Origin of the sequence: Actinoplanes sp. NPDC023801, assembly GCF_040639655.1 — a bacterium.
Classification (GTDB): domain Bacteria; phylum Actinomycetota; class Actinomycetes; order Mycobacteriales; family Micromonosporaceae; genus Actinoplanes.
On record NZ_JBFAAI010000012.1, the window covers coordinates 173,367 to 196,206 of the forward strand.

Consider the following 22,840-nt stretch of genomic DNA (forward strand, 5'->3'; position numbering starts at 1 on the left):
ACTGGATCCCTCGTGTGACCTCCACGATTCGCCTCGGGGCTGTGCGTCACCATGGGTGCATGCTGTGCGTTCGGTGTCAGCCGCCGACGGTCAGCAGCGGGCGTTCCAGCTGGCCAGCACGGGGTCGTCGCCGTGTTCGAAGCCCAGCGCCGAGTAGGTGGCGGTGTCGAGCCGGAGCAACCCGCCGGCGGCCGGCGGCAACCCGATCCAGCGGGCCCCGGCGACCCGCAGGCAGTGTCCGTGCCCGATCAGCGCCACGTCGCCGGCGGACAGCAGCTCACGGGCCCGGCCCAGGATCCGGTCCAGGCGTTCGCCGACCTGCTCCGGCGACTCGCCACCGGGACAGCCGTCGGTCCACAGCGACCAGCCCGGCCGTCCGGACCGGATCTCCGGCGTGGTGATGCCCTCATACTCGCCGTAGTTCCACTCGGCCAGGTCCTCGGTCACCTCGGTCACCCTGAGCCCGGCCAGCTCGGCGGTGCGCAGCGCCCGCGTGCGCGGACTGGACAGCACGGCCGCGAACTCCCGCCCGGCGACCCGCTCGCCGGCGGCGCGGGCCTGCCGCTCCCCTTCCGAGGTCAACGGCAGATCCGTGTACGAGGTGTGCCGGCCGTTGGCACTCCACTCGGTCTGCCCGTGCCGGATCAGAACAATCTCCGCCATGCGCCCTCCCCGTCCCCCTGATGTCTACCCCGCGCGGGGCGGAGGAACCAGGGTCACGGACGGGCGTCCCACGGCACGGCCATCGGATGCCGTTCCTCGTCGCGGGCGGCGATCTGCTCCAGGGCGCGCAGATACTGTCCCCGGGTGATCTCGCCGGCGACGAGCTGAGCGGTGAGGACGCCCTCGAGACTGCTCGGGGCGGACGGCTCGGCGTGCCCGGCGGTACGGTCCGGCCCGGTACCGGCCGCCCGTTCCTCCTCCGACGGCCAGAACGCGAGCACCGCAGCGGCCAACAGGCCCAACATCGCGACGAGCAGAATCACCACCAGCGCCACCACCCTTCCCGTGACATCTTCGGTACCAACCGAGATCATCGGCAGGCGAAGCACGAAAGATCCCTTTTGACACACCCGGTAGGGGCCCACGAAGGAATGAATGCCGGCCCTTGATGCCCGAGCCGGTCACCGGCATGCGGGGGCCGATCCGCCCGGGCTCGACCGGGCCCGCGATGGGGGCGCCCGGCCGGCCCGGACCCTGACCGCCTCCGCCGCCGCCCCTGGCATCCGCCCGGTCCGGCGATGGTCCCGCGGGGACGTGACCAACCGCCCTCCCCCACCGGCATCGACACACGTGGAATCGAGGTGGAACCGGACCGAGGAGGAGCCATGCGGAGCGGAACGCTCGTCGTAGCCACCGATGGGACCGGATCGAGCCGGGCGGCCGTCCGCTGGGCGGCCCGTGAGGCGGATCGGCGCGGAACCACTTTGCGCGTCGCCCACGTCCTCGACGGGGAATGGGCGGAGTCGCGTTACGAATTCACCGACAGCCGGTTCGGCGCCGCCCGCCAGGTCGCCGAAGGCATCGCCCGCGGCGGCGTAGCCCTGGCACATGAGATCAGTCCCGGCCTGTCGTGCGAGATCGACATCCTGGCCGGCAACCCCGCCGCCCGGTTGCTCGCCGAGACCGAGGACGCCGGCCTGCTGGTTCTCGGCAGCCGTGGCCGCGGCGGGTTCGCCAGCCTGCTGCTCGGTTCCGTGAGCCAGCGGATCGCCGTGCACGCCCGCTGCCCGGTCGCGGTGGTCCGCGGCCGGGGCGACGTCACCGACGGCCCGGTCGCCGTCGGGTTCGACGACTCCCCGCACGCCGAGCGGGTGCTCCGCACCGCGTTCGACCAGGCCGCCGTCCGCGGCACCGGGCTCACCGTGGTCCGCACCTATCTGCCCGCGCTGCCTCTCTACCTGGCCGGCGCCGCGGCGGTCGGTGTCGTCGAACCCGGACAGGAGGCCGCCGAACGTACCCGCCTGGAGGAGCAGCTGGCCCCGTGGCGCGAAAAATATCCGGACGTCGCCGTGAAGGCCCTGCTCTCCTACGACAGCGCGGCCGCCGTGCTCAACGGCGTCTCACACGACGCACAACTGATCGTCGTCGGCAGCCGGGGGCACGGCACCGTCACCGGGACACTGCTCGGCTCGACCGGCCTTCAGCTGCTGCATCACGCGGACTGCCCGGTCCTGCTGGACCGCTGAATCACCGGGCCGCGGTCTCACCGGTGGCCGGCGTACGGCTGAGCCCGGATCCGGCGAGGGACGCGTCAACGGCGCGTCCCTCGCCGGCGTCCGTGGCGCCGGCTCGGCCGATGCCGCCCGGCAACGCGCGGCGGGGGGCGCGGGTACCCGCAGAGCCGTTGGTCCCGAAACGGACGGGACCTCGGCCGCGCCGGGAGGGGCAGTGCGGCACCGGCGGTCACCGGCCCGGAAGCGGAGAGTCATAGGTGACGAACGAGGTATGGAGGAGGACCAGATGGCCACCACCGCACGCCACAACATCACCCAGCTGGAGCAGGTCGAGGCACCCGGCTCGATGCTCACTCACACTGCCGCCCGGCTGCTGGCGGTGCTGCGGATCGCCACCGGCTCTGTCTTTCTCTGGGCGTTCCTGGACAAGACCTTCGGGCTCGGGTACGCGACGGCTGCCGAACGCGCCTGGATCAACGGCGGATCGCCGACCAAAGGGTTTCTCTCCGGAGTCGAGGTCGGCCCGTTCGAGAACTTCTTCCACAGCATCGCCGGAGCCGTCTGGGCGGACTGGCTGTTCATGCTGGGCCTGCTCGGCGTCGGCGTCGCGCTGATCCTGGGCATCGGCCTGCGGATCGCCGCCGTCGCCGCCGGTCTGATGATGGCCTTCATGTGGGCCGCCGAATGGCCGCTCGCCCAGCAGACCAGCAGCGGCGAGCCGACCCGGTCGAGCAACCCGCTGATGGACTACCACGTCGTCTACGGTCTCGCTGCCGCGGTGCTGGCACTCACCTACGCCGGACACACCTGGGGCCTGGGCCGCCGGTGGGCGAAGCTCCCGCTGGTCCAGAAGAACCGCTGGCTGATCTGAACGACCCCTCCCCACAGCCCGGCCGGGGCGCCCCGGCCGGGCTTCACCCTGTCCCGGCGCCGGCATGACCGGGTGCCGGCGACACATTCGCGCGGCGGACGTGTCTCAGCCGTTCCGCAGCCGGCCGGCGAGCGGCGACGCCGGACTCGCCGGTGGTGGCGCGGTGCTCTCCCGGAGGCGGACCTTCGCCGAGGGGGCGGCACGTACCGACGGCGGCTCGCCGTCGAGTACCGCCAGCACGGCACGGCCCAGGACACGGCCGTGTTCGTGGGCGTCGGTGCCGAGGGCCGACAGCGGTGGTACGGCGAGTTCGCAGAGCGCAGAGTCGTTCCCGGCGATCAGGCTGAGCCGCCCGGGGACCGGAATGCCCTCGCTCGCCAGGTACCGGGCGGCGGCCACCGCCATCACGTCGTTGTCGAAGACGACGGCGGTCGGCGGTGGCTCGGCGGCGAGAAGCGTCCGCAAGCCGCGGATCCCGGAGGCGGCGCTGTAGTCGCCTTCGATGACGAGCACGGTGAGCGGGTGCGCTTCGGCCGCCGCGCCGCGCTCGGTGGTGTGCGCCAGGGAGACCGGCCCGCTCACGCGGCCGGCCACCCGATGTCCCAGATCCCGCAACACGTCCAGCGCGGCGGTCACGGCACGCCCGTCGTCGGTGACCACGGCGGGGTACGTCCCACCGTGCCGGCCGGCCAGGACGGCCGGAAGTCCCAGCTCCGCCAGCAGCGCCGGCCGGTCGTCGCCGTGCACCAGGTTGACCAGCACCACCGCGGCGACCGAACGTTGCGCGGCCCAGCGGCGATACGTGTCCCGCTCGGCCGCCGCGTCCGGGACGACGAGCAGGAACACGCTCGCCGTCCGTTCGGACAGCACCTCGTCGAGCCCCGCGGTCAGCTCGAGGAAGAACGGTTCCACACCGACGCGGGCGTCGCCGGCGGTGAGGACGAGCCCGATCAGCACAGCCGGTTCGCCGAGTACAGCACCCGCCCGATCGCATCGGCACTGCCCGTGGTGCCGGTGGCGCCCGCGGTGGCCGCCGCAGTGGTGGTGACGGTGAAGGTGTGCGACTCGCCGGCGAGCAGGTCGATCAACATGTCGTCGACCTCGGCGGACGGGGCCAGGCGATCGGCGAGGACGGCGACGTCGCGGGCGAACGACCGCGCCGTCACGGTCACCTCGAAGCCGTGCGGGACTGCGGTCACCTCGGCCGACAGGGCGTCCGCGTCGTAGGCCAGGTCCTTGTCCTCAGCGAACAGGTGAACGGCGCGCAGGGCTCCGGCGGTACGCGTGGCGGCGGGTGACGTGCGGTCCGCGCCGGGGACGGGCACGGCGTCGGCCACCAGGAGTTCACCGATCGCGGCCGTCACGGCGTACAACTCGGGGGTCAGGGTCTTGATCTGCACGGAGCGGGCGGGCACGCGGAGCTCGAGTTCCGCGGAGGCCAGGACGGTCCCGTCGAAGGTGGTCCGGCGGAGCCGGACCGGTGAGTCCCACGACTCGTCGGTGTCGTTGACGACGGCCAGCACCGGGACACCGTCGCGCTGCCGGAACGCCAGAAGCCTCGGGGCGTACGCGCGGCGCAGTGCGTACCAGGCCGGTTTGCGCCGGCCGGCACCGTCGACCATCGCCCATGAGGTGACCGGCCAGCAGTCGTTGAGCTGCCAGATGATGCTGCCCATGGTGCGCGGCGCGTTGGCCCGCAGATGTTCGACGGCGTACGCGGTGGCGCGTGCCTGGTTGAGCTGGGTGGCCCAGTGCCAGTCGGCGAAATCGGACGGGACCCGCATGTGGTGGGCGAGACCGCGGTTGAGTTTGCCGTTGCCGTCCTCGGCCTTCTGGTGCAGCAGGAACGCCGGCGACTCCTGGTGCAGGTCGGCCGGGTCCAGCGCCTCGGTGAGAGTGGACCACGCGGGTGGCGCCTGCCAGCCGAACTCGGAGCAGAACCGGGGCACGAAGTTGTCGTGGAACGTGTAGTCCTGCCGGTTCCATGCCTCCCACTCGTGGCGGGTGCCGTGCCGGTCGTCGTTGGGGTGGACGTCGGCCGGGTCGAAGCCGGGGCTGGACGGGCTGCCCGCGTGGTACGGGCGGGTCGGGTCGAGGGCGGCCACCAGCGCCGGGAAGTCGCGGTAGTAGTAGCCGGCGCCCCAGGTCGCGCCGTCGAGTTCCGCCTTCCAGCCCCAGTCCTCGTGGCCCCAGATGTTCTCGTTGCCACCGTTCAGGAGGATCAGCGACGGGTGCGGGGCGAGACGGGTGATGTTCTCCCGGGCCTCGGCGAGGATCTCCGAGCGCAGCGGCTCCTCCTCGGCGTAGGCGGCGCACGCGAGCGGGAAGTCCTGCCAGACCAGGACGCCTCGCTCGTCGCAGACGTCGTAGAAGTCGTCGCTCTCCCAGACGCCGCCGCCCCAGACGCGCAGCAGGTTGGCGTTCGCGGCGACGGCCCGGTCGACGGCGGCCTCGAGGTCGGCGTGGGTCGGACGGGTGAGCAGATGGTCCTCGGGGATCCAGTTCAGGCCGAGGACGAAGATCTCCCGGTCGTTGACCAGCAGGGTGAACCCGGTGCCGTGCTCGTCCGGCGTCTCGTCGAGGCGCACGTCGCGGAACCCGACCCGGGTGTGGTACTCGTCGAGGGTCTCACCGGCGGCGAGCAGGGTGACGGTGACCGGGACCAGCGGCTGGTCACCGTAACCGGCCGGCCACCAGAGCGGGGCGTCGGGTACGGCGATGCCGACTCTGCCGCTGTCGGTGCCGGCCGGCAGTGCGAAGGTGGCGCGGTGGGCGCCCACGGTCACCTCGACGGACAGCGGGACGTCGGCGGCGCGTTCCACGTCGACGTGCACGGTGAGATGGTCGCGGGTCGCCAGCGGGCGGACGGCGGCCAGCCGCGCGGTGCGCCAGCGTTCCAGGCGGACGTTCTTCCAGATGCCGGCGGTCTGCAGGTCGGGGCCCCAGTCCCAGCCGAACGAGCAGGCCATCTTGCGTACGGCGTTGAAGGGATGTGCGTACGCCCGGGGTCGCCGCCCGATCCGGCGCTCGATCTCTTCGGCGTACTCCAGGGCGGACGCGAAGTCGACGGTCAGCGGGATCGCGCCGGCGCGCAGCAGACGTCCGACGTCGAAGCGGTAGCCGCGGTGCATGTTCGCGGTCCGTCCGATCTCGTGGCCGTCGAGTTCGACGGCGGCGACCGTGTCCAGACCGTCGAAGACCAGGTCGACGCGTTCGCCGTCGGCGGCCGGTTCCGCGGTGAGGGTGGTCTCGTAGCGCCAGGCGGACCGGTGGAACCAGACGAGGCCGGCCTCGTTCGTGCCGGTGTACGGGTCGGGGATGAGCCCGGCCGCGAGCAGGTCGACGTGAACGGTCCCGGGAACGGTGGCGGGCAGCGTGGCGGCGGCGATCGCGGGCGGTACGGGGCCGCCGGTGGCGCGCAGGGTCCAGCCGGTGTTCAAGTCGTGTCGCAGCAGCATACGATGATTCTTAAGCCAGTGAAGTAACCCCGTCAACAAAATGGGAGCGTGACCATGAGTGCTCGGGCACGCATCCTGGACGCGATCCGCGCCGGCGAGCCACTGAGCCGCGTCGAACTGGCCGGCCGCACCGGCCTCACCGAGGCCGCCGTCTCCACGACCGTACGCAAACTCCTCGACGAGGGACTCGTGCTGGAGACCGGCCGCAGCCCGAGCGGCGGCAAACCGCGCACCCTGCTACGACTGGACCCGGCCGCCCGCGTCGCCGTCGGCATCCACCACGACGGCAACCGGATCATCTATGTGCTCACCGGGCAGACCGGCGGCGTCCTGGCCCGGCTCGCCACCCCCGCCACCGGGACACTGACCGCCGGCGTCGAGCGACTGCTGCAGGTCGCGGGCGTCGACCGCGGCCGCTGCCTGGGCGTCGGTCTCGCCTCACCCGGTGCACCGCCGCCCGACGAGATCGCCGGCCTCCCGGTGCTGAGCGAGGACCAGGCCACCGCGGCGGCGGTCGGCGCCTACTGGGTGGAACGCGTCGAACCGGAACGCCCGTTCGCCGCCCTCTACCTCGGCACGGCCTTCGGTGCGGGCGTCGTCCTCGACGGACGCGCCCGGCCGGCCGGATTCGGTCACGTGTGTGTGCGGGTGGACGGGCCCGAATGCTGGTGCGGGGCACGCGGCTGCCTGGAGGCGATGGCCGGGCCGCGGACCGTCGTGGCGGCCGCCGGCGCCGAAGGTGACGCCCGCGACGTGCCCGCCGCCTTCGCCGCGGTGGCCCGGCAGGCGCGATCCGGTCCCGGTCCCAGCCGGGAGCTGCTGGAGACTTCCGCCGAGTACGCCGCGGCGGCCGCCGAAACCACGGTGAACCTGTTCGGGGTGGACCTGCTGGTACTGACCGGCCCGGGCTTCGCTGCGGCGTCGTTCGTCTACGGCCCGGCCATCGCTCGCCGGATCCGGGTCGCCGACGCCCGTACCTGGAAGAGATCCGTAACGGTCACCGTCTCGCCCGCCGCCACCATCGCCGCGGCCACCGGAGCGGCCGCGCTGGTCCTCCAGTCCCACCTCACCGCCTGAGCGGGCGTCGAACTGTCGCGGGCCGGCGGGTGTATGCCCCTGTGTCCGTAACGGAGAGGAGCCCGATCATGACCATCGGCGGGGACAGACTGTGGCTCGACGAGGCTCATCGTCGCCGGCCGGTCACGGCCCGGACTCCGAAGGCCGCGGTCGCCGGGCTGGTTCTCTTCGCGGTGTTCGCGGTCCTGTTTCTGGGCGGCGCGTTGTCGGCGGGCCGTCGCGATGGTGCGATCAGGGCCGGGCCGTCTGATCCTCACCCCGTCCGGCCTGTATCACCGGGGCATCCTGGCACCCGATGGTCGCCGTGGTCCGGGGTCGTCGACGTGCGGCGCATCCTGGACGGTTCGGTGCCGGCCGTCCGGGTGCTGATCGCCCCGTCATCCGCCGACCGGTTCGAGCGCCACGCGCCGCGGTGGCTGCTCGGGGCCGAGGACAAGCTGGCGCGGCCCACGATCACGGTGCGCGACCTGTGGCCGGCCGCCGACCCGGAACTCGTCGAGAGGACGCTGCAGCACTACCTGCTCAACCCCGCCCACCGGGCGGAACTCGGCGGATCGACGGCTCCCGACCGGATCGGACAGGGGCGACTCTTCCACTACCGACGGTGACGTACCGTCGTGAATAAATTTCTGTGTGTCATTGAACCGATCCAAGTGGTGGCTGGTACACCCCGGCATCCGGCTTGGGGAGGAGAAGGCCATGACCGACCGACTGCATGTCGACCCGGTGTCGCTCGAGGGGATCGCCGATCAGTTGCTGCGGGCCGGGCAGAGCCTGGGGACCACGGCCGCCGGCCTGCCGGGAACACCGGACGCCGGGATGGACACGCCGATCTTCAACGACCTGCTCGTCCGTCTGACGCGGAGCGCCACCGGTCTGGCCGAAGGGCTGGGCGCGGCCGCGTCCCGGGTGACCGAGGCGGGTCAGGCGTACGCCGCCGAGGACGCCGGCAACGCGCAGAGCATCAACGGGGGCCGGTGATGCCGATCGACACGCGCCTCGACGGGGATCCCGCGTCGTTGTTCTCCGGTGCGCATTGGCTGAGGGGGCGGCTCGGCGCCGAGGCCGACGGCTGCGCGACCGCCCTGCGGCTGGCCGGTGACGAGGCCCGGCACAGCTGGGTGGGCGCGGCGGGCGCCGCCTTCAGTGAGCGGATGGCCGCCGCCGCGGTCCTTGCCGACGGGCTGCGCACCGAGGCGGAGGCGGCGGCCACGACGTTCACCGAGTACGGCCGGACCCTGGCGACCGCGCAGGGACTCATGCAGGCCGCCCGGTCGCTGGCCGCCGGGCAGGGGCTGGTCGTGGCGGGCACCACGATCTACGACCCGATCGCTCCGGACCCGCTCGTCCACGCGCAGCAGCGGACCGCCTACATGCTGGCACTTCAGCAGGTCACCGGGGTCCGTACGATGATGGCCTCGGCCCAGGCGCTGGCCCGGGCCCGCCAGGCCGCCTCGCAGGCCGTTCCGCCGATCGGGCCCACCGACGTGGTTGGTGGCGCGGCGGGACAGACCGCGCGCCTCACCGAGAACCGCAACGGCACCACCCCGGTCGAGAAACCGGGCAACGAGCCAGCCGCGCGACCGGGCACCGAGGCCGAGAAACCGGCTGACAAGACCGCCGAGCGGCCCGGCGCGGAAGCCGAGAAACCAGCCGACAAGACCGCCGGACAGAACCTGCCGGCGCACGAGCGGGCCCACATCGTTCAGCAGCGCAGCGGAGCCGACCGGTAGAAGGGTGCCGACCGGTAGAAGGGTGCCGACCGGTAGACGTGTGCGGTCAGAGGCCCAGGGTCTCGGCCAGCCAGCTGCGGATGTTGCTGCCCGGGCCTTTCGACCGCACCTCGACGCTGCTGAACCAGGCGCTCACCCGGACCCGGATGACCGGGGTGCCCGGCAGCCGCGGGACAGCCGCGAGTCTCATCTCCTCCGAGCTGAGGGCACCGGTGCCGATCAGTTCGACCTCGACCCCCTCCGGCACGGTGATCTTGAATTCACCGAACCACACCCGGGCCTCGATCTCGATGACGTCCTCCGCCGTGGCGACGGCACGCAGGTCGAGATGGGTGGACCCGAGGACGGTCACCGATTCCAGGCGGCCGGAGCGCAACCGCCATTGACCCTGGCGTTTGCGCTGGCTGAGGACGGTGACGACCTTCTCGACGGTACGGCTGGAGCCGACCACCGGGGTTGCCGCGACGCCGTCGGTGGCGCGGGCCAGTTCGACGTCGGTGCTCGCTGCCCAGGCCGCCCCGACGCGTACGCTGAACTCCTCCAGGGTGATTCGCCCGTCGCCGCAGGCCTGCTGCAGCTGTTCCGCCACCCGTTCCCGGTCGCCGTCGGAGATCGGCGCCGGCACCTGAAGCTCCACGCCGGTGACGCTACAACCCGGCGGCAACCGTGCCGGCAACCGTGACCGGGCAGAGTGCGCCCCATGCGGAAACTTGGAGCAGCCGTCGCGGTCGTCGCGTCCATCCTCGGTGTGGCCGGAGGTATCGCCGGTCCCCTGTACGCCGCGTTCGGCGCGAGCTGACACACTTGACCGATCATGACGCTGACCGATCGCATCCCGGGCGCCCCTGAACCTGACGCTGTCTTCGACGCCTTCCAGACGTGGGTGACCGAGCAGGGCCTGACGCTGTACCCGCATCAGGAGGAGGCGCTGATCGAGATCGCGACCGGCGCGAACGTCATCCTGAACACGCCGACCGGCTCGGGCAAGAGCCTGGTCGCGACGGGGGCGCACTTCGCGGCGCTGGCCGACGGCCGCACCACCTTCTACACCGCCCCGATCAAGGCGCTGGTGAGCGAGAAGTTCTTCGCCCTGTGCGCGACGTTCGGCGCGCACAACGTGGGCATGCTGACCGGTGACGCGAGCGTGAACGCGGACGCCCCGATCATCTGCTGCACCGCGGAGATCCTGGCGAACCTGGCGTTGCGGGAGGGCGCGGACGCCGACGTCGGCCAGGTCGTGATGGACGAGTTCCATTTCTACGCCGAGCCCGACCGGGGCTGGGCGTGGCAGGTGCCGCTGATCGAGCTGCCGCAGGCGCAGTTCATCCTGATGTCGGCGACGCTCGGTGACGTGACCCGGTTCGTCGACGACCTGAGCAGGCGCACCGGCCGCGAGACGGCGGTGGTCAGCAACGCGGAGCGGCCCGTCCCGCTGACCTTCGAGTACGCGATGACGCCGCTGCACGAGACGATCGAGGAGCTGCTGACCACCAAGCAGTCGCCGGTCTACATCGTGCACTTCACGCAGGCCGCGGCGCTGGAGCGGGCGCAGTCGCTGATGAGCATCAACATGTGCACGCGGGCCGAGAAGGACGCGATCGCCGCCGCGATCGGCAACTTCCGGTTCACGTCCGGCTTCGGGCGTACGCTGTCGCGCCTGGTCCGGCACGGGATCGGTGTGCACCACGCGGGCATGCTGCCGAAGTACCGCCGGCTCGTGGAGACTCTCGCCCAGGCCGGTCTTCTCAAGGTCATCTGCGGTACGGACACCCTCGGCGTGGGCATCAACGTGCCGATCCGCACGGTGCTGTTCACCGGCCTGTCGAAGTACGACGGCGTGAAGACCCGGCTGCTCAAGGCACGCGAGTTCCACCAGATCGCGGGCCGGGCCGGGCGTGCCGGCTTCGACACCATGGGCACCGTGATCATCCAGGCGCCGGAGCACGTGATCGACAACGAGCGGGCGCTCGCGAAAGCCGGCGACGATCCGAAGAAGCGCCGCAAGGTGGTCCGCAAGAAGCCGCCGGAGGGGCAGATCGGCTGGGGCCGTCCCACGTTCGACCGGCTGGTCGACGCCGAGCCGGAGCCGTTGACGTCGTCGTTCCAGGTCAGCCACGCGATGTTGCTCAACGTGATGAACCGGGGCGGCGACCCGTACCAGGCCCTGAAGCATCTGCTGACCGAGAACCACGAGGAGCGGCCGGCCCAGCGCCGGCACATCCGCCGGGCGGTCGGGATCGCACGCGCCCTGCTCGCGGGTGGCGTCATCGAACGTACCGATGAGGGGGTCTATCGCCTTGTCGAGGACCTGCAGCTCGACTTCGCGCTGAACCAGGCGCTGTCGCCGTTCGCCCTGGCCTGCCTGGAACTGCTCGACCGGGAGTCGCCGGAGTATCCGCTGGACGTCGTCTCGGTGATCGAGTCGACGCTGGAGGACCCCCGGCAGATCGTCTCCGAGCAGCGCAAGAAGGCCCGCGGCGAGGCGGTCAACGCCATGAAGTCCGAGGGCATCGAGTACGAGGAGCGCATGCAGCTCCTGGAGGACGTGACCTGGCCGCAGCCGCTGAAGGAGCTGCTGGAGGCGGCGTACGAGACGTACCGCCGGGGCCACCCGTGGGTCGCCGACTACGAGCTGAAGCCGAAGTCGGTGGTCCGCGACATGTATGAGCGGGCCATGACGTTCACCGAGTACGTGTCGTTCTACGGCCTGTCCCGTTCCGAGGGCCTGGTGCTGCGCTATCTCGCCGACGCGTACCGCGCGCTGCGTCAGACGGTGCCCGAGGACGCCCGTACCGAGGAACTCACCGACCTGATCGAGTGGCTCGGTGAGCTGGTGCGCCAGGTCGACTCGAGCCTGCTGGACGAGTGGGCACGGCTGCAGAACCCGGGCGCCGAGATCACCGAGGTCCGCATCGACGACAAGCCGCCCGCGGTCACCCGCAACGCCCGCGCCTTCCGGGTGCTGGTGCGTAACGCCATGTTCCGGCGGGTGGAACTGGCGGCGCTGCGCCGCTGGGACCTGCTCGGCGAGATGGACGCCGAGCACGGATGGACGTCGGAACGCTGGCAGAAGGCGATCCAGGAGTACTTCGAGGAGTACGACTCGCTGGGCACCGGCCCGGCGGCGCGCGGGCCGGCGTTCCTGCACATCGAGCAGGGCGCCACCCAGTGGACGGTCCGGCAGGTGTTCGAGGACCCGGAGGGCGACCACGACTGGGGCATCGACGCCGTCGTCGACCTGGCCGAGTCCGACGAGGCCGGCACCGCGGCGATCACGGTCACAGCCGTTGGCCCTCACTGAGAGCAGCGTCCTGGCTGTTCTGGCGGAGCTGGCCCCGGCCGGCGCCGACCGGATCCTCGACGTCACGCAGGGCTCCCAGCCGCTGGTATGGCTGACCGATTCCGATCGCGTCTCCCGCAAGGCGGGCGACCGGCTCGCCGCCGTCGACGCCCTGCACCGGGAGGAGCGGATCCTGCACCGGGGCTGGGGTTTCCTCGCCGGCCGCGCCGAGATCGACGGCAAGCAGCGCAAGGTCCGGGTGCCGCTGCTCAGCCAGCCGGTGCACCTGGACCGCACGCTCACCGGGTACCGGGTGGCGCCGGCCGGTGACGTCGAGGTCACCCCGCTGATCGCGGACCGGGAACTGGCGGCGTCGCTGGAGAACGCGCCGGGTCTGGGCACCGCCGGCTGGCTGGACGTGGTCGGCGCGCGGGCCTGGCTCACGGCCGCGGCCGAGGCGACGGGCCTCGAGTTCGACGCGGTCACCGACCCGGGCGGGCGGCTGCCGGCCGACCGGCTGGTGCTGGTGGCCGGGGCGGCGCTGTTCGTGGCCCGGGACGTGTTCGGTGGCGGACTGCGGGACAGTCTGCGCAGCTGGGCGGGACGTGACCTGTCGGGGACGGCGCTGTCCGCCGTCTACGGGTGCGGCCCGGCGGCGGTGCCCGGCCCCCCGGCGGATCCGGATTTCCCGGCGGACGACGACGTCGTCTCGCCGCTGCCGCTGAGCGGAGCGCAGGCACGGGTGGTGGCGCGTGCCCGGACCGCGCCGGTCACCGTGGTGTCCGGGCCGCCCGGCAACGGCAAGAGCCACACCGTCGTCGCGGCCGCCCTCGAGGTGGTGCTGCGCGGCGGCTCGGTGCTGATCGCGACACAGTCGCCGCACGCCGCCGAAGTGCTCGCCGCCCTGCTGGCGCGCTATCCGGGGCCGGAGTCGGTGCTGTTCGGCGACGCGGCCGGCCGGTCCGGGCTGGCGGCTGCCCTCGCGGCGGGCGCGGACGAGGGCACCGGGTCACGGCAGCTGCGCGCCGACCGGCAGGCGATCCTTCAAGACCTTTCGCGGGTACGGTCGGCGCGCGCCGCGATCACCACGGTCCTGCGCGCCGAACGGCTGGCGGCCGGGCTGCCCGACTTGGAGCCGCTGCTGGCGGGACTGGCCGCCGACGTGCCGGGCGCCTTCGACGACGACGTGGACCTGGACGAGGCCGCCCGCCTGGTCGGCATCCCCGCCGACGCCGACTTCCACGGCACTCCCCCGTCCACCCACCGCGGTTCCTTCGGCCCCCTCCCCTCCCCGGACGCCTTCCGCGGGGCCGATGTGGCCGAGAGCGGCTCCTTCGGCACCCTCCCCACCTCCCACACCGACACCTCGGGCGCCCTCCGCGGGGCCGATATGGCCGGGCGCGGCGACGGCGGCGGGCGGCGGCTCGGCTGGTGGGCTCGGCGGCGGGCGGCGGCGGCCCGGGGTCGTGGTCTGCGGATGCTGCGCGCGCGTCCGGACGTACCGATGGATCGGGTTGGGCAAGCGCTCGCCGCGGCGAACGCGCAGCGGGCCGCCGCACGTCTCGCCGTGACCGGCGGTGGTGATCTTGATCGGCTGTGGGCCGCGGTGCACGAGGCCGAGGCCGCGCTGCGGGTGTCCGCCGGAACCGCGATCCGGCATGCCGCGCGCAGTGCCGAGCGCTGGGACACCGCCGCCCGCCGGGCCGCGTCGGCGCTGGCCACGGCCCTGCGCGCGGGACGCAACCGGCGCCGGGAGCTACTCGCTCGCCTGGACGCGCCTCCGCTGGTGCGCGCTCTGCCGCTGTGGATCGGCACGGTCGCCGACGTGGAGGACCTGCTGCCGGCCGCGCCCGGGCTGTTCGACCTCGTGGTGATCGACGAGGCGTCGCACGTCGACCAGATCCGGGCCGCTCCGGTGCTGGCCCGCGCGCGACGGGCACTGATCGTGGGTGATCCGCGGCAGCTGCGGTTCGTGTCGTTCGTCAGCGACGCCGGGGTGAGCGCGGTGCTGGAGCGGCACGGCGCCGACGACCGGCTCGACGTACGGCGCGTCAGCACGTTCGACATGGCCGCCTCGGCCGCGCCGACGACCTGGCTGACCGAACATTTCCGCAGCGTCCCGCACCTGATCGGGTTCTCGGCGCAGCGGTTCTACGAGGGCCGGATCGCGACGATGACGCGTACGCCGGCCGCCGACGGGACCGACGCCATCGACGTGGTCGCGGTCACGGGCGCGTCGCTTGCCGACGGCGTCAACGCGGCCGAGGTGGCCGCCTGCCCGGAGACGGTCGAGAAGCTGGCCGCGGCCGGATTCCGTGGCATCGGGGTGATCACGCCGTTCCGGGCCCAGGCCGACGCTCTGGAGTCCGCGCTGGTCGCGGCGTTCCCGGTGGAACGGATCGAGGAGCTGGGGCTGCGGGTCGGCACGGTGCACGCGTTCCAGGGCAGCGAGGCCGACGCGGTGATCGTCTCGCTCGGCCTGGTCGACGGCGACGCGGCCGGGCGGCGGCGGTTCGTCACCGACCCGCAGTTGTTCAACGTCATGATCACCCGGGCCCGGCGGCGGCTCGTCGTGCTCAGCTCGCTGACCGCCGCGGACGGGCTGCTCGGCGACTTTCTGCGCTACGCCGCCGGCCCGCCGCGTCCCGGACCTGCTCCGGCCCCGCCGGACGGCTGGGCGGCCCGGCTGGCCACCGAACTGGAACGGCTCGAGGTGCCGGTCCGCCCCGGATACGCGGTCGGGTCGTGGCGGCTCGACCTGTGCGCCGGCCCGGCGTCGTCAGCGGTCGGCGTGCTCTGCGGCGTCCACCCGGACGGCCCGGCCGCCCACCTGGCCCGGCAGGCGGCCCTGCACCGCGCCGGTTGGCGCCTGATCGACGCGTTCCCCACCCGCTGGAACGGCGACCCCCGCCGAGCCGCCCTCGAGATCGCCGCCTCCCTCGGCTGACCACCCCCGCGTGGTGACCTGTGCCTCGCTCCGTCCCGGGGGCCGGCACGTTCATTCCGTTCCCAGGTCACCTCGCGGGCCGGGCCGGCGTGCGGTCAGCGGGGATCGAGGATGCGGCTTATGTCGGTCACCGCCGGGAGCCGGACCTTGAAGGTGGTACCGAGGCCCGGCTCGCTGGTGGCGCTCACGTCGCCGCCCTGGTCGGCGACGATCCGGCGGACGATGGTCAGGCCGAGGCCGGAGCCGCCGGTGGCCCGCTGCCGGGCCGGGTCGGCACGCCAGAACCGGTCGAACACGCGGGACACCTCGTCGGCGTTCATGCCCACGCCGGTGTCGCGTACGGTCAGGATCGCGTCCGGGCCGTCCCGGGCGACCCGCAGCTCGACCCGCCCGCCGGCGTCGGTGTAGCGGATCGCGTTGCTCATCAGGTTGCCCAGCACCTGCCGCAGCCGGTCCGGGTCGACACACACCTCGACCGGTTCGGGCGCGTCCACGATCACCTCGATACCGGCGTTGCCGGCGACGACGCGGTGCGCGGTGGCAGCGGCCTCGGTCAGGTCGGACAGGTCCAGCGGGATCGGGTCGTAACCCAGCTCCCCGGCCTCGGCCAGGGCCAGCACCTGCAGGTCGTCGAGGATCCGCCGTTGCAGCAGGGTCTCCTCGTGCAGGGACGCGAACAGCTCCGGACTGGGTTCGATCACCCCGTCGGCGAGGCCCTCCAGATAGCCGCGCAGGTTCGACAGCGGGGTACGCAACTCGTGGGCGACGTCCGCGACGAGCCGCCGCTGACGTTCCTCGCTGCGTTGCAGTGCCTCCGCCATCGCGTTGAACGCGCCGGACAGCCGGGCCAGCTCGTCCTGGCCGCGGGTCGGCACCCGTACGTCCAGGCGACCGGCGGCCAGCTGCAGGGAGGCACCGGTGAGCAGCCGGACCGGGCGGCTCACCCGCCGGGCGATCGCGGCGGTGCCGGCGGCGGCGATCAGCAGCAGGGCGGCGGCGCCGATCGTGGCCGGTTGCCGGATCACCTCCAGGCCCTGGTCCTGCCGGGCGCCGAAGTACACCTGCACCGGCACGACCGCCGGACTCTGCACCGCCGTCTGGAACCCGAGCAGCAGGCACTTGTCGTACCCCTGGCCGGTGTAGGGGCAGGCGGCGAGCCCCGCCCACGCGTCGCTCAGCCACGGGAGATCGTTCCGGACCTGGGTGACGGCCTTCGTGGCGCACTCCGGGTCGGCCAGGCGGCGCGGCTCGTCGAGGTAGGGCGGGCGGGTCAGGGTCAGCGTCGAGGACCCCGCGCCGCCGTGGGACATGCACTGGACCGCGGCCAGAGCCGCACGGTACTGCGCCGCCTGGATCAGCGCCCGTTCGGTCGGCTCACGATCGGCCCGCTCCGGGCTGAACAGGTTCACCGGCAGCTGCGGCCGTCGTGGCACCGGTGGCTCGAACCGCCCGGCCGGGTCCTTCAGCCGCTGGGCGAGCCGGGCCTCGGGTGACATTCCGGCGCTCCGGGCCGCCGTGAGGATGTCCTGGTCCAGTTCCGGCACCGGCTCGACGGTGCTGGGCAGCCGCTGCACCGGCCCGGACGCCCGCTGCTCGATGTGGTCGGAGTCGGTGACCACGTCACCGTCGCGGGTCTCCACCCGGATGTGCAGGCCGGTCCGGTCGGACAGATCGGCGACCACGGCGTCGATCCCCAGCCAGTGACCCGTGGTCACGCCGTAGGCACGGATGGCGTCGACGATCTCCGCCTCGTGCTGGTCACGGGCCTCTTCGGCACGGGCGACCTCGCGGGCGGCCAGGCTGAGGGTGAGCCAGGCCGTGGCGCCGATCGCCGACCCGGCGACGAACAGCACCAGCAGGAAGATCCGCAGCCGGAAGCTCACGGCTCGGCGATCCGGTAGCCGCGGCCGTAGACGGTCTGCACGTACCGGGGTTCGGCCGGGTTCACCTCGATCTTGCGGCGCAGGTTGACGACGTGCGCGTCGACGGTCCGCTCGGACACCTCGTTCTCGAAGCCGAACGTCTTGTCCAGGATCTGGCCGCGGGTGAACACACGGCCGGGTTCCCGGGCGAGCAGTTCCAGGATGCCGAACTCCTTGGCGGTCAGCCGGACGGGCTCGCCGTCGACCCGTACCTCGAACCGGGGCGCGTCGACCTCGAGCCCGCCGACCCGCAGCACCTCGGAGGCCTCGCCGCCGCGGGTGCGGCGCAGGAGAGCGCGGATGCGGGCGGTGAGCTCGCGCGGGCTGACCGGCTTGCTCAGGTAGTCGTCGGCGCCGATGTCCAGCCCGAGGAGCATGTCGTTCTCCGCGGACCGGGCCGTGACCAGCAGGATCGCCACGTTCGCGATGCCCGCGTCGGGGTCGGCGCGCAGGATCCGGCAGACGTCCAGGCCGTCGACCTCGGGCATCATCCAGTCCAGCACGACCAGGTCGGGACGGCGGGCGCGGGCCTGCTCGAGAGCGGCCCGCCCGTCACCGACGGTCAGCACCTGGTGCCCTTCCCGTTCCAGGTACAGGCGGATCAGCTGCGCGTGCTTGGGGTCGTCGTCGGCTACCAGGATGCGGGCGGTCACGGCTCGCATTCTGTCCCAGCCTGTCCAGCGGCCCAAGAAATATGAGGAACCCGTGAGGATCAGGTCCCGGATTCGTGCCGCGCACAATCACAGCACATTCCGCACAGGTTCTTCACAGGTCGCTGCCTACCGTCGCCTCCTTGCAATATTGAGGAGGTACTTCGATGTGTGGCCTGAGCGCATTCGTCAGCAGCCGTTCTGACGCCGGCCCGCTGGACGCCTCGTTCCGTGAGGCCTTCGCGACCTCGCTGACGAGCATTCACCACCGCGGGCCCGACGACACCCAGATCGAGTTCGGTGACGGGTTCGCGTTCGGCTTCAAGCGCCTCGCGATCATCGACCGGGAGCACTCGGTCCAGCCGCTGCACTACGCCGACCGGTGGACCGTGGTGTTCAACGGCGAGATCTACAACTATCGGGAGCTGCGGGCCGAGCTGATCCGCGAGCACCAGGCGACGTTCGCCACCGACGGCGACAGCGAGGTGCTCGCCGCGGCGTTTCACTACTGGGGCGAGGCCGCCCTGCCCCGGCTGCGCGGCATGTTCGCCTTCGTGGCGTACGACCACCGCACCGGCACGCTGCACGCGGCCCGCGACGCCTTCGGGATCAAGCCGCTCTACATGCTGGAGACCGCGGACGGGTTGTTCCTCGGCAGCGAGCGCAAGGTCCTCGACCCGTTCGCCGCTCCGGCCGGCGCGGCCCTGGAGACCGAGGCTCTCGCCCATTACCTGACGTTCCAGTTCGTGCCCGACCCGATGACGCTGCACCGGCACATCCGGCGGCTGCCGCCGGGTCATCGCATCATCTGGACGCCCGGCGGCGGGATCCGCATGCACCGCTGGTTCCGGCCGTCGCTGCGCCCGCTGCGGGTGCAGCCGGAGGCGGCGTACCAGGCGATCCAGGACGCCCTCACCGCCAGCGTCCGCAAGCACCTGCACGCCGACGTGCCGGTCGGGACGTTCCTGTCCAGCGGTGTCGACTCGTCGGCGATCGCCGCGCTGGCCGCCCGGGAGAAGCCGGACCTGCACGCGTTCACCGCCGGTTTCGCCGCCCAGGGCTACTCGGAGATCGAGATCGCCCAGGACACCGCCGACCAGCTCGGCATCCGCCTCACGCCGACCGTCGTCACCGACGAGGACGTGCTGAGCCATCTGCCGCGGATCATCCAGCTGCTCGACGACCCGGTGGCCGACCCGTCGCTGATCCCGCTGTTCTTCCTGGCCCGCACCGCGTCCCGGTTCGTCACCGTGGTGCTGTCCGGCGAGGGCTCCGACGAGCTGTTCGGCGGCTACACCATCTACCGCGAGCCGCTGTCGCTGGACCGGGTCGACCGGCTGCCACCCGGCATGAAGCGGGGCCTGCGGCATCTGGCCGAGGTGCTGCCCGAGGGCGTCAGGGGCCGGTCGTTCCTGGAACGTGGCACCACCCCGATCGAGCAGCGCTACTACGGCAACGCCCGGATCTTCGACCCGGACGAGAAGGCGCGGGTGATGCGCTTCACGTCCCAGCCCCACACGGCGATCACCGCGCATCTGTACGCCGAGACCGCCGACGTCGACCACGTCGCCTCCATGCAGTACGTCGACCTGCACACCTGGCTGCCCGGCGACATCCTGGTCAAGGCCGACCGGATGTCGATGGCCCACAGCCTGGAACTGCGCGTGCCGTTCCTGGACCAGCAGGTCTACGCGGCCGCCGCCGGTCTGCCCACCGACCTGAAGCTGCCGCCCGGCACCGTGACCACGAAACACGCGCTGCGTGAGGCGATGAAAGGCATCGTGCCCGAGTCGGTGCGCTCGGCCAAGAAGCTCGGCTTCCCGACGCCGACCCGGCTGTGGCTGCGCGGCCCGATCGGCGACTGGGTCGACCACCTGCTGTCCACGTCGCAGGCCGGCCACCTGATCGACCTCGAGTACGTGCGGGGCCTGCTGGCCGAGCACCGTGCGGGCGGCGCCGACCGGTCCCGCAAGGTGTGGACCGTCGCGATGTTCTGCCTGTGGCACGCCATCGCCGTGGAACGCTCGATCGTCGTCGACGAGCCGCTCCCCCACCGGTTGCCGACGCCCCGCCAGGAGGGCCTGTCCTCGATCGGCCTGTGAAGGGCCCGCCGTAGTCACCCGGCGCCCCGCCTATCCGGCACCCCGACTATCCGACGCTTGGCTGCCCGGCGCCCTGAATCCGACGCCCTGAATATCCGACGCTTGGCTGCCCGGCACCTTGGCTGCCCGGCACCCTGATCGCCCGGCCCGGCCGCCACCGGGCCGGGCCCGCCCGCCGTTCGCCTCCCCGGCCGGTCATGAAGGGACTCCCCGCCCCGGTTCCCGCCCGGAACAGCATGATCGGCCGACCCTTCCGGAAACGATCCAGATCGGGACGCGGTCCGGTTAATCCCTCAGGGCCGCTTCTCCTGGAACTGCGTCTGATCCGGGGACGGCGACCGGCCGATTAGTTCCGGCCGCGGCCGTGGTCCTACCACCATGGGGGTTTCCGCGGTCCGGTTCGTGGTGCGAGCGACGATCACACGCTCTGACATTCCCGCGCTGTGCGCATGTCTGGCCGACCTGCTGCGCGGGCGGCCCGGCGACGTCGTGATGTGTGACGTCGCCGGGATCCACCGGCCGGATGTGGTCACCGTCGAGGCGCTGGCCAGGCTACGGCTGACCGCGCGCCGGCACGGCCGCCGGCTGGTCGTCACCGGCGCCGCCCCCGGCCTGCTGCTGCTGTTCGGATTGCTCGGGCTCACCGACCTGCTCGACCTGGCCGGGCCGGCGACCGACGAATCAGAGCAGGCGGCCGGAGGGTCGGGGCAGGCGGCCGGAGGGTCAGGGCAGGTCGGCCGGCGGCAGGTGGGGCGGGAGCCCGAACAGCGGGAACAGGCGGGCGGTGTCCAGGAAGTTGTTGACGGCCGCGATCCGCCCGTCTGAGATCTCCAGGACGATCAGCGCCCACGGGTCGTGGCCGGTGCCGGTCGGGCTGGACCGGTACTGGCCGAACGCCGGCATGCCGTTGGCGATCACCGGGACGAGACGGGACCCGCGGCAGCCGCTGCCGGTGCCGGCCATCCATGCCGTGATGTCGTCGTGGCCGCGCATCCACAGGGCCAGCGGCGGCATCGACAGGGTGGCGTCCTCGTGCAGGAGTGTGGTGAGCGCGCTCAGGTCGTACGCCTCGAAGGCTTTGACGTAGCGGCCGAGAAGCTCGCGCTGGTCCGCATCGAGAGGATGGAAGGCGTCGCCCGCCGAAGGCGTGGCGGCCGCAAGCGTGGCACGGGCCCGCTGCAGGGCACTGTTGACGCTGGCCACCGAGGTGTCGAGCAGGTCGGCGGTCTCCTGCGCCGACCAGGCCAGCACCTCCCGCAGAATCAGCACGGCCCGCTGCCGGGCCGGCAGGTGCTGCAGCGCCGCCACGAACGCCAGGCGGATCGACTCGCGTTCGGCGATCAGGTTCGCCGGGTCGGAGCCCTCCGGCAGGATTCGCTCGTCGGGGACCGGGCCCACCCAGATCTGCTCGGGGTGGATGGCGCCGGGGTCGGTCGCGTGGCCGGAGCCGGCCGGTCCGAGGTCCATCGGGCGGACCCGGCGCTGGGCGCTGCCGGCCATGTTGAGGCACACGTTGGTGGCGATCCGGTAGAGCCAGGACCGCAGCGACGATCGTCCCTCGAAGGTGTCGTGCCCGCGCCAGGCGCGGATCATCGTCTCCTGGACGGCGTCCTCGGCCTCGAAGGCCGAACCCATCATCCGGTAGCAGTAGCCGACCAGCTCGGGGCGGAAACGCTCCAGCTCGGCCTCGATCGGTGGATTGGTGACGGCTTCGCTCACACGCCGAAACCTATCGCGGAATTTTTCCCGGCGGCACCGATGAGTTTCCGGGACGCCGTGTGTCTACCCCACGTAGACCGCAACGATGAGGGAGCGACCATGAGCTACGTCGACGTGAACGGCATCAACCTCTACTACGAGATCCAGGGTTCCGGCCGGCCGCTGGTCCTGCTGCACGGTGGCCTGGGTTCGGGCGAGATGTTCGGCACGTCGCTGTCCGCCTTCACCGGGCAGTACCAGGTGATCCTGCCCGACCTGCAGGGTCACGGGCGTACCGCGGACATCGACCGTCCGTTCGACTTCGCCGCGATGGCTGACGACGTGGCGGCCCTGATCGACCACTTGGGACTGGACAAGCCGGACGTGGTCGGCTTCTCCCTCGGGGGCGGCGTCGGTCTGCGCCTGGCGATCCGGCACCCGGAGAAGATCGGCAAGCTGGTGTCGGCGTCGGCCGGGATCCGGCGCAGTGCCACCTATCCGGAGATCCTGGAGCAGCAGGGCCAGGTGACCGCAGCCGCCGCCGAGTTCATGAAGGAGACCCCGATGTACGAGCTGTACCAGCGGGTCGCCCCGCGCCCGGAGGACTTCCCGCGGCTGCTCGACAAGATCGGCGAGGCGATGCAGCAGGACTACGACCTCACCGACGAGGTGCGGGGCCTGCGGGTGCCGACGCTGGTCATGGGCGCGGACGCGGACATGGTGCCGCCCAGCCACTTCGTGGAGATCTTCAACCTGCTCGACGGTGGCCTGCGCGACGGCGGCTGGACCGGCGAGGGACGGCCGAAGGGTGGCCACGCCCTGGCGATCGTGCCCGGCACCACCCACTACGACATCATCGACTCGCCGCTGTTCGCCACGATCGCCCTCGACTTCCTGCGGAACCGGGACTGACCGCGGCCGTTGC

The 22,840-nt window shown here is 72.2% G+C and carries 19 protein-coding genes; 11 read left to right on the plus strand and 8 right to left on the minus strand.

Features of this window, described 5'->3' with window-relative positions:
- Window positions 1-90: 90 nt before the first annotated feature.
- Together AB0G04_RS22475 and AB0G04_RS22480 are read right to left on the minus strand one after the other, a co-directional pair.
- Window positions 91-663: a histidine phosphatase family protein gene (locus AB0G04_RS22475; protein ID WP_360985830.1), complete on the minus strand. Its 573-nt coding sequence runs from the start codon at window positions 661-663 to the stop codon at window positions 91-93.
- 53 nt (window positions 664-716) lie between these two features.
- On the minus strand, window positions 717-989 hold the full coding sequence (locus AB0G04_RS22480) for a hypothetical protein (RefSeq protein WP_360985833.1): 273 nt from the start codon (window positions 987-989) through the stop codon (window positions 717-719).
- Between the two features lie 339 nt (window positions 990-1,328).
- On the opposite strand from AB0G04_RS22480, the gene AB0G04_RS22485 reads away from it, so the two are divergent.
- Together AB0G04_RS22485 and AB0G04_RS22490 are read left to right on the plus strand one after the other, a co-directional pair.
- Entirely contained in the window at window positions 1,329-2,189 is an 861-nt protein-coding gene (locus AB0G04_RS22485) for a universal stress protein (RefSeq protein WP_360985836.1), read from the plus strand.
- A 334-nt stretch (window positions 2,190-2,523) separates the two neighbouring features.
- Window positions 2,524-3,048, plus strand: coding sequence for a DoxX family membrane protein (locus AB0G04_RS22490; RefSeq protein ID WP_360986036.1), 525 nt, complete (start codon window positions 2,524-2,526; stop codon window positions 3,046-3,048).
- 105 nt (window positions 3,049-3,153) lie between these two features.
- Here AB0G04_RS22490 and AB0G04_RS22495 read toward each other — a convergent pair whose 3' ends face one another.
- Both AB0G04_RS22495 and AB0G04_RS22500 read right to left on the minus strand, forming a co-directional pair.
- Complete coding sequence (locus AB0G04_RS22495; RefSeq protein WP_360985839.1) at window positions 3,154-4,005, minus strand: substrate-binding domain-containing protein; 852 nt, start codon at window positions 4,003-4,005, stop codon at window positions 3,154-3,156.
- On the minus strand, window positions 3,999-6,506 hold the full coding sequence (locus AB0G04_RS22500) for a glycoside hydrolase family 2 protein (RefSeq protein WP_360985842.1): 2,508 nt from the start codon (window positions 6,504-6,506) through the stop codon (window positions 3,999-4,001). Before AB0G04_RS22500 ends, AB0G04_RS22495 begins: the two co-directional genes overlap by 7 nt.
- A gap of 54 nt (window positions 6,507-6,560) precedes the next feature.
- Between AB0G04_RS22500 and AB0G04_RS22505 the strand changes: the two genes are divergently transcribed.
- The 4 genes from AB0G04_RS22505 (at window position 6,561) to AB0G04_RS22520 (ending at window position 9,316) form a co-directional block, all read left to right on the plus strand.
- Window positions 6,561-7,583, plus strand: coding sequence for an ROK family transcriptional regulator (locus AB0G04_RS22505; RefSeq protein ID WP_360986039.1), 1,023 nt, complete (start codon window positions 6,561-6,563; stop codon window positions 7,581-7,583).
- A gap of 68 nt (window positions 7,584-7,651) precedes the next feature.
- The gene (locus AB0G04_RS22510; protein WP_360985845.1) at window positions 7,652-8,191 is read left to right on the plus strand and encodes a hypothetical protein; all 540 of its coding nucleotides are present in this window, start codon (window positions 7,652-7,654) and stop codon (window positions 8,189-8,191) included.
- Window positions 8,192-8,282: 91 nt separating this feature from the next.
- Window positions 8,283-8,564: a hypothetical protein gene (locus AB0G04_RS22515; RefSeq protein ID WP_360985848.1), complete on the plus strand. Its 282-nt coding sequence runs from the start codon at window positions 8,283-8,285 to the stop codon at window positions 8,562-8,564.
- Window positions 8,564-9,316, plus strand: coding sequence for a hypothetical protein (locus AB0G04_RS22520; protein WP_360985851.1), 753 nt, complete (start codon window positions 8,564-8,566; stop codon window positions 9,314-9,316). The genes AB0G04_RS22515 and AB0G04_RS22520 overlap by 1 nt, the downstream gene beginning before the upstream one ends.
- Before the next feature lie 46 nt (window positions 9,317-9,362).
- Here AB0G04_RS22520 and AB0G04_RS22525 read toward each other — a convergent pair whose 3' ends face one another.
- Window positions 9,363-9,953, minus strand: a complete 591-nt coding sequence (locus AB0G04_RS22525) for a DUF1707 domain-containing protein (protein ID WP_360985854.1) — start codon at window positions 9,951-9,953, stop codon at window positions 9,363-9,365.
- Window positions 9,954-10,130: 177 nt separating this feature from the next.
- Here AB0G04_RS22525 and AB0G04_RS22530 point away from each other — a divergent pair, with 177 nt between their 5' ends.
- Window positions 10,131-12,617 carry a DUF3516 domain-containing protein gene (locus tag AB0G04_RS22530; RefSeq protein ID WP_360985857.1) on the plus strand — a complete coding sequence of 829 codons (2,487 nt, stop codon included), beginning with the start codon at window positions 10,131-10,133 and terminating at the stop codon, window positions 12,615-12,617.
- Window positions 12,604-15,543: an AAA domain-containing protein gene (locus AB0G04_RS22535; RefSeq protein ID WP_360985859.1), complete on the plus strand. Its 2,940-nt coding sequence runs from the start codon at window positions 12,604-12,606 to the stop codon at window positions 15,541-15,543. Before AB0G04_RS22530 ends, AB0G04_RS22535 begins: the two co-directional genes overlap by 14 nt.
- Window positions 15,544-15,638: 95 nt before the next feature.
- Here AB0G04_RS22535 and AB0G04_RS22540 read toward each other — a convergent pair whose 3' ends face one another.
- Window positions 15,639-17,426, minus strand: a complete 1,788-nt coding sequence (locus tag AB0G04_RS22540; protein ID WP_360985862.1) for an ATP-binding protein — start codon at window positions 17,424-17,426, stop codon at window positions 15,639-15,641.
- On the minus strand, window positions 17,423-18,127 hold the full coding sequence (locus tag AB0G04_RS22545; RefSeq protein WP_360985865.1) for a response regulator transcription factor: 705 nt from the start codon (window positions 18,125-18,127) through the stop codon (window positions 17,423-17,425). Before AB0G04_RS22545 ends, AB0G04_RS22540 begins: the two co-directional genes overlap by 4 nt.
- 155 nt (window positions 18,128-18,282) lie before the next feature.
- On the opposite strand from AB0G04_RS22545, the gene asnB reads away from it, so the two are divergent.
- Complete coding sequence (gene asnB / locus AB0G04_RS22550; protein ID WP_360985868.1) at window positions 18,283-20,217, plus strand: asparagine synthase (glutamine-hydrolyzing); 1,935 nt, start codon at window positions 18,283-18,285, stop codon at window positions 20,215-20,217.
- A 378-nt stretch (window positions 20,218-20,595) separates the two neighbouring features.
- Window positions 20,596-21,042: an STAS domain-containing protein gene (locus AB0G04_RS22555; protein WP_360985871.1), complete on the plus strand. Its 447-nt coding sequence runs from the start codon at window positions 20,596-20,598 to the stop codon at window positions 21,040-21,042.
- Here the strand turns inward: AB0G04_RS22555 and AB0G04_RS22560 are convergent.
- Entirely contained in the window at window positions 20,941-21,936 is a 996-nt protein-coding gene (locus tag AB0G04_RS22560; RefSeq protein WP_360985874.1) for a sigma-70 family RNA polymerase sigma factor, read from the minus strand. The genes AB0G04_RS22555 and AB0G04_RS22560 overlap by 102 nt on opposite strands.
- Before the next feature lie 99 nt (window positions 21,937-22,035).
- On the opposite strand from AB0G04_RS22560, the gene AB0G04_RS22565 reads away from it, so the two are divergent.
- On the plus strand, window positions 22,036-22,827 hold the full coding sequence (locus tag AB0G04_RS22565) for an alpha/beta hydrolase (protein WP_360985877.1): 792 nt from the start codon (window positions 22,036-22,038) through the stop codon (window positions 22,825-22,827).
- The last annotated feature ends 13 nt before the right edge of the window (window positions 22,828-22,840 follow it).

Bases quoted from the DNA above. Each gene is read 5' to 3' on its own strand.
- AB0G04_RS22485 (WP_360985836.1), top strand. From the start codon at position 1,329: ATGCGGAGCGGAACGCTCGTCGTAGCCACCGATGGGACCGGATCGAGC.
- AB0G04_RS22510 (WP_360985845.1), top strand. From the start codon at position 7,652: ATGACCATCGGCGGGGACAGACTGTGGCTCGACGAGGCTCATCGTCGC.
- AB0G04_RS22490 (WP_360986036.1), top strand. From the start codon at position 2,524: ATGCTCACTCACACTGCCGCCCGGCTGCTGGCGGTGCTGCGGATCGCC.
- AB0G04_RS22475 (WP_360985830.1), bottom strand. From the start codon at position 663: ATGGCGGAGATTGTTCTGATCCGGCACGGGCAGACCGAGTGGAGTGCC.
- AB0G04_RS22530 (WP_360985857.1), top strand. From the start codon at position 10,131: ATGACGCTGACCGATCGCATCCCGGGCGCCCCTGAACCTGACGCTGTC.
- asnB (WP_360985868.1), top strand. From the start codon at position 18,283: ATGTGTGGCCTGAGCGCATTCGTCAGCAGCCGTTCTGACGCCGGCCCG.
- AB0G04_RS22520 (WP_360985851.1), top strand. From the start codon at position 8,564: ATGCCGATCGACACGCGCCTCGACGGGGATCCCGCGTCGTTGTTCTCC.
- AB0G04_RS22505 (WP_360986039.1), top strand. From the start codon at position 6,561: ATGAGTGCTCGGGCACGCATCCTGGACGCGATCCGCGCCGGCGAGCCA.
- AB0G04_RS22565 (WP_360985877.1), top strand. From the start codon at position 22,036: ATGAGCTACGTCGACGTGAACGGCATCAACCTCTACTACGAGATCCAG.
- AB0G04_RS22555 (WP_360985871.1), top strand. From the start codon at position 20,596: ATGGGGGTTTCCGCGGTCCGGTTCGTGGTGCGAGCGACGATCACACGC.
- AB0G04_RS22515 (WP_360985848.1), top strand. From the start codon at position 8,283: ATGACCGACCGACTGCATGTCGACCCGGTGTCGCTCGAGGGGATCGCC.
- AB0G04_RS22545 (WP_360985865.1), bottom strand. From the start codon at position 18,127: ATGCGAGCCGTGACCGCCCGCATCCTGGTAGCCGACGACGACCCCAAG.
- AB0G04_RS22500 (WP_360985842.1), bottom strand. From the start codon at position 6,506: ATGCTGCTGCGACACGACTTGAACACCGGCTGGACCCTGCGCGCCACC.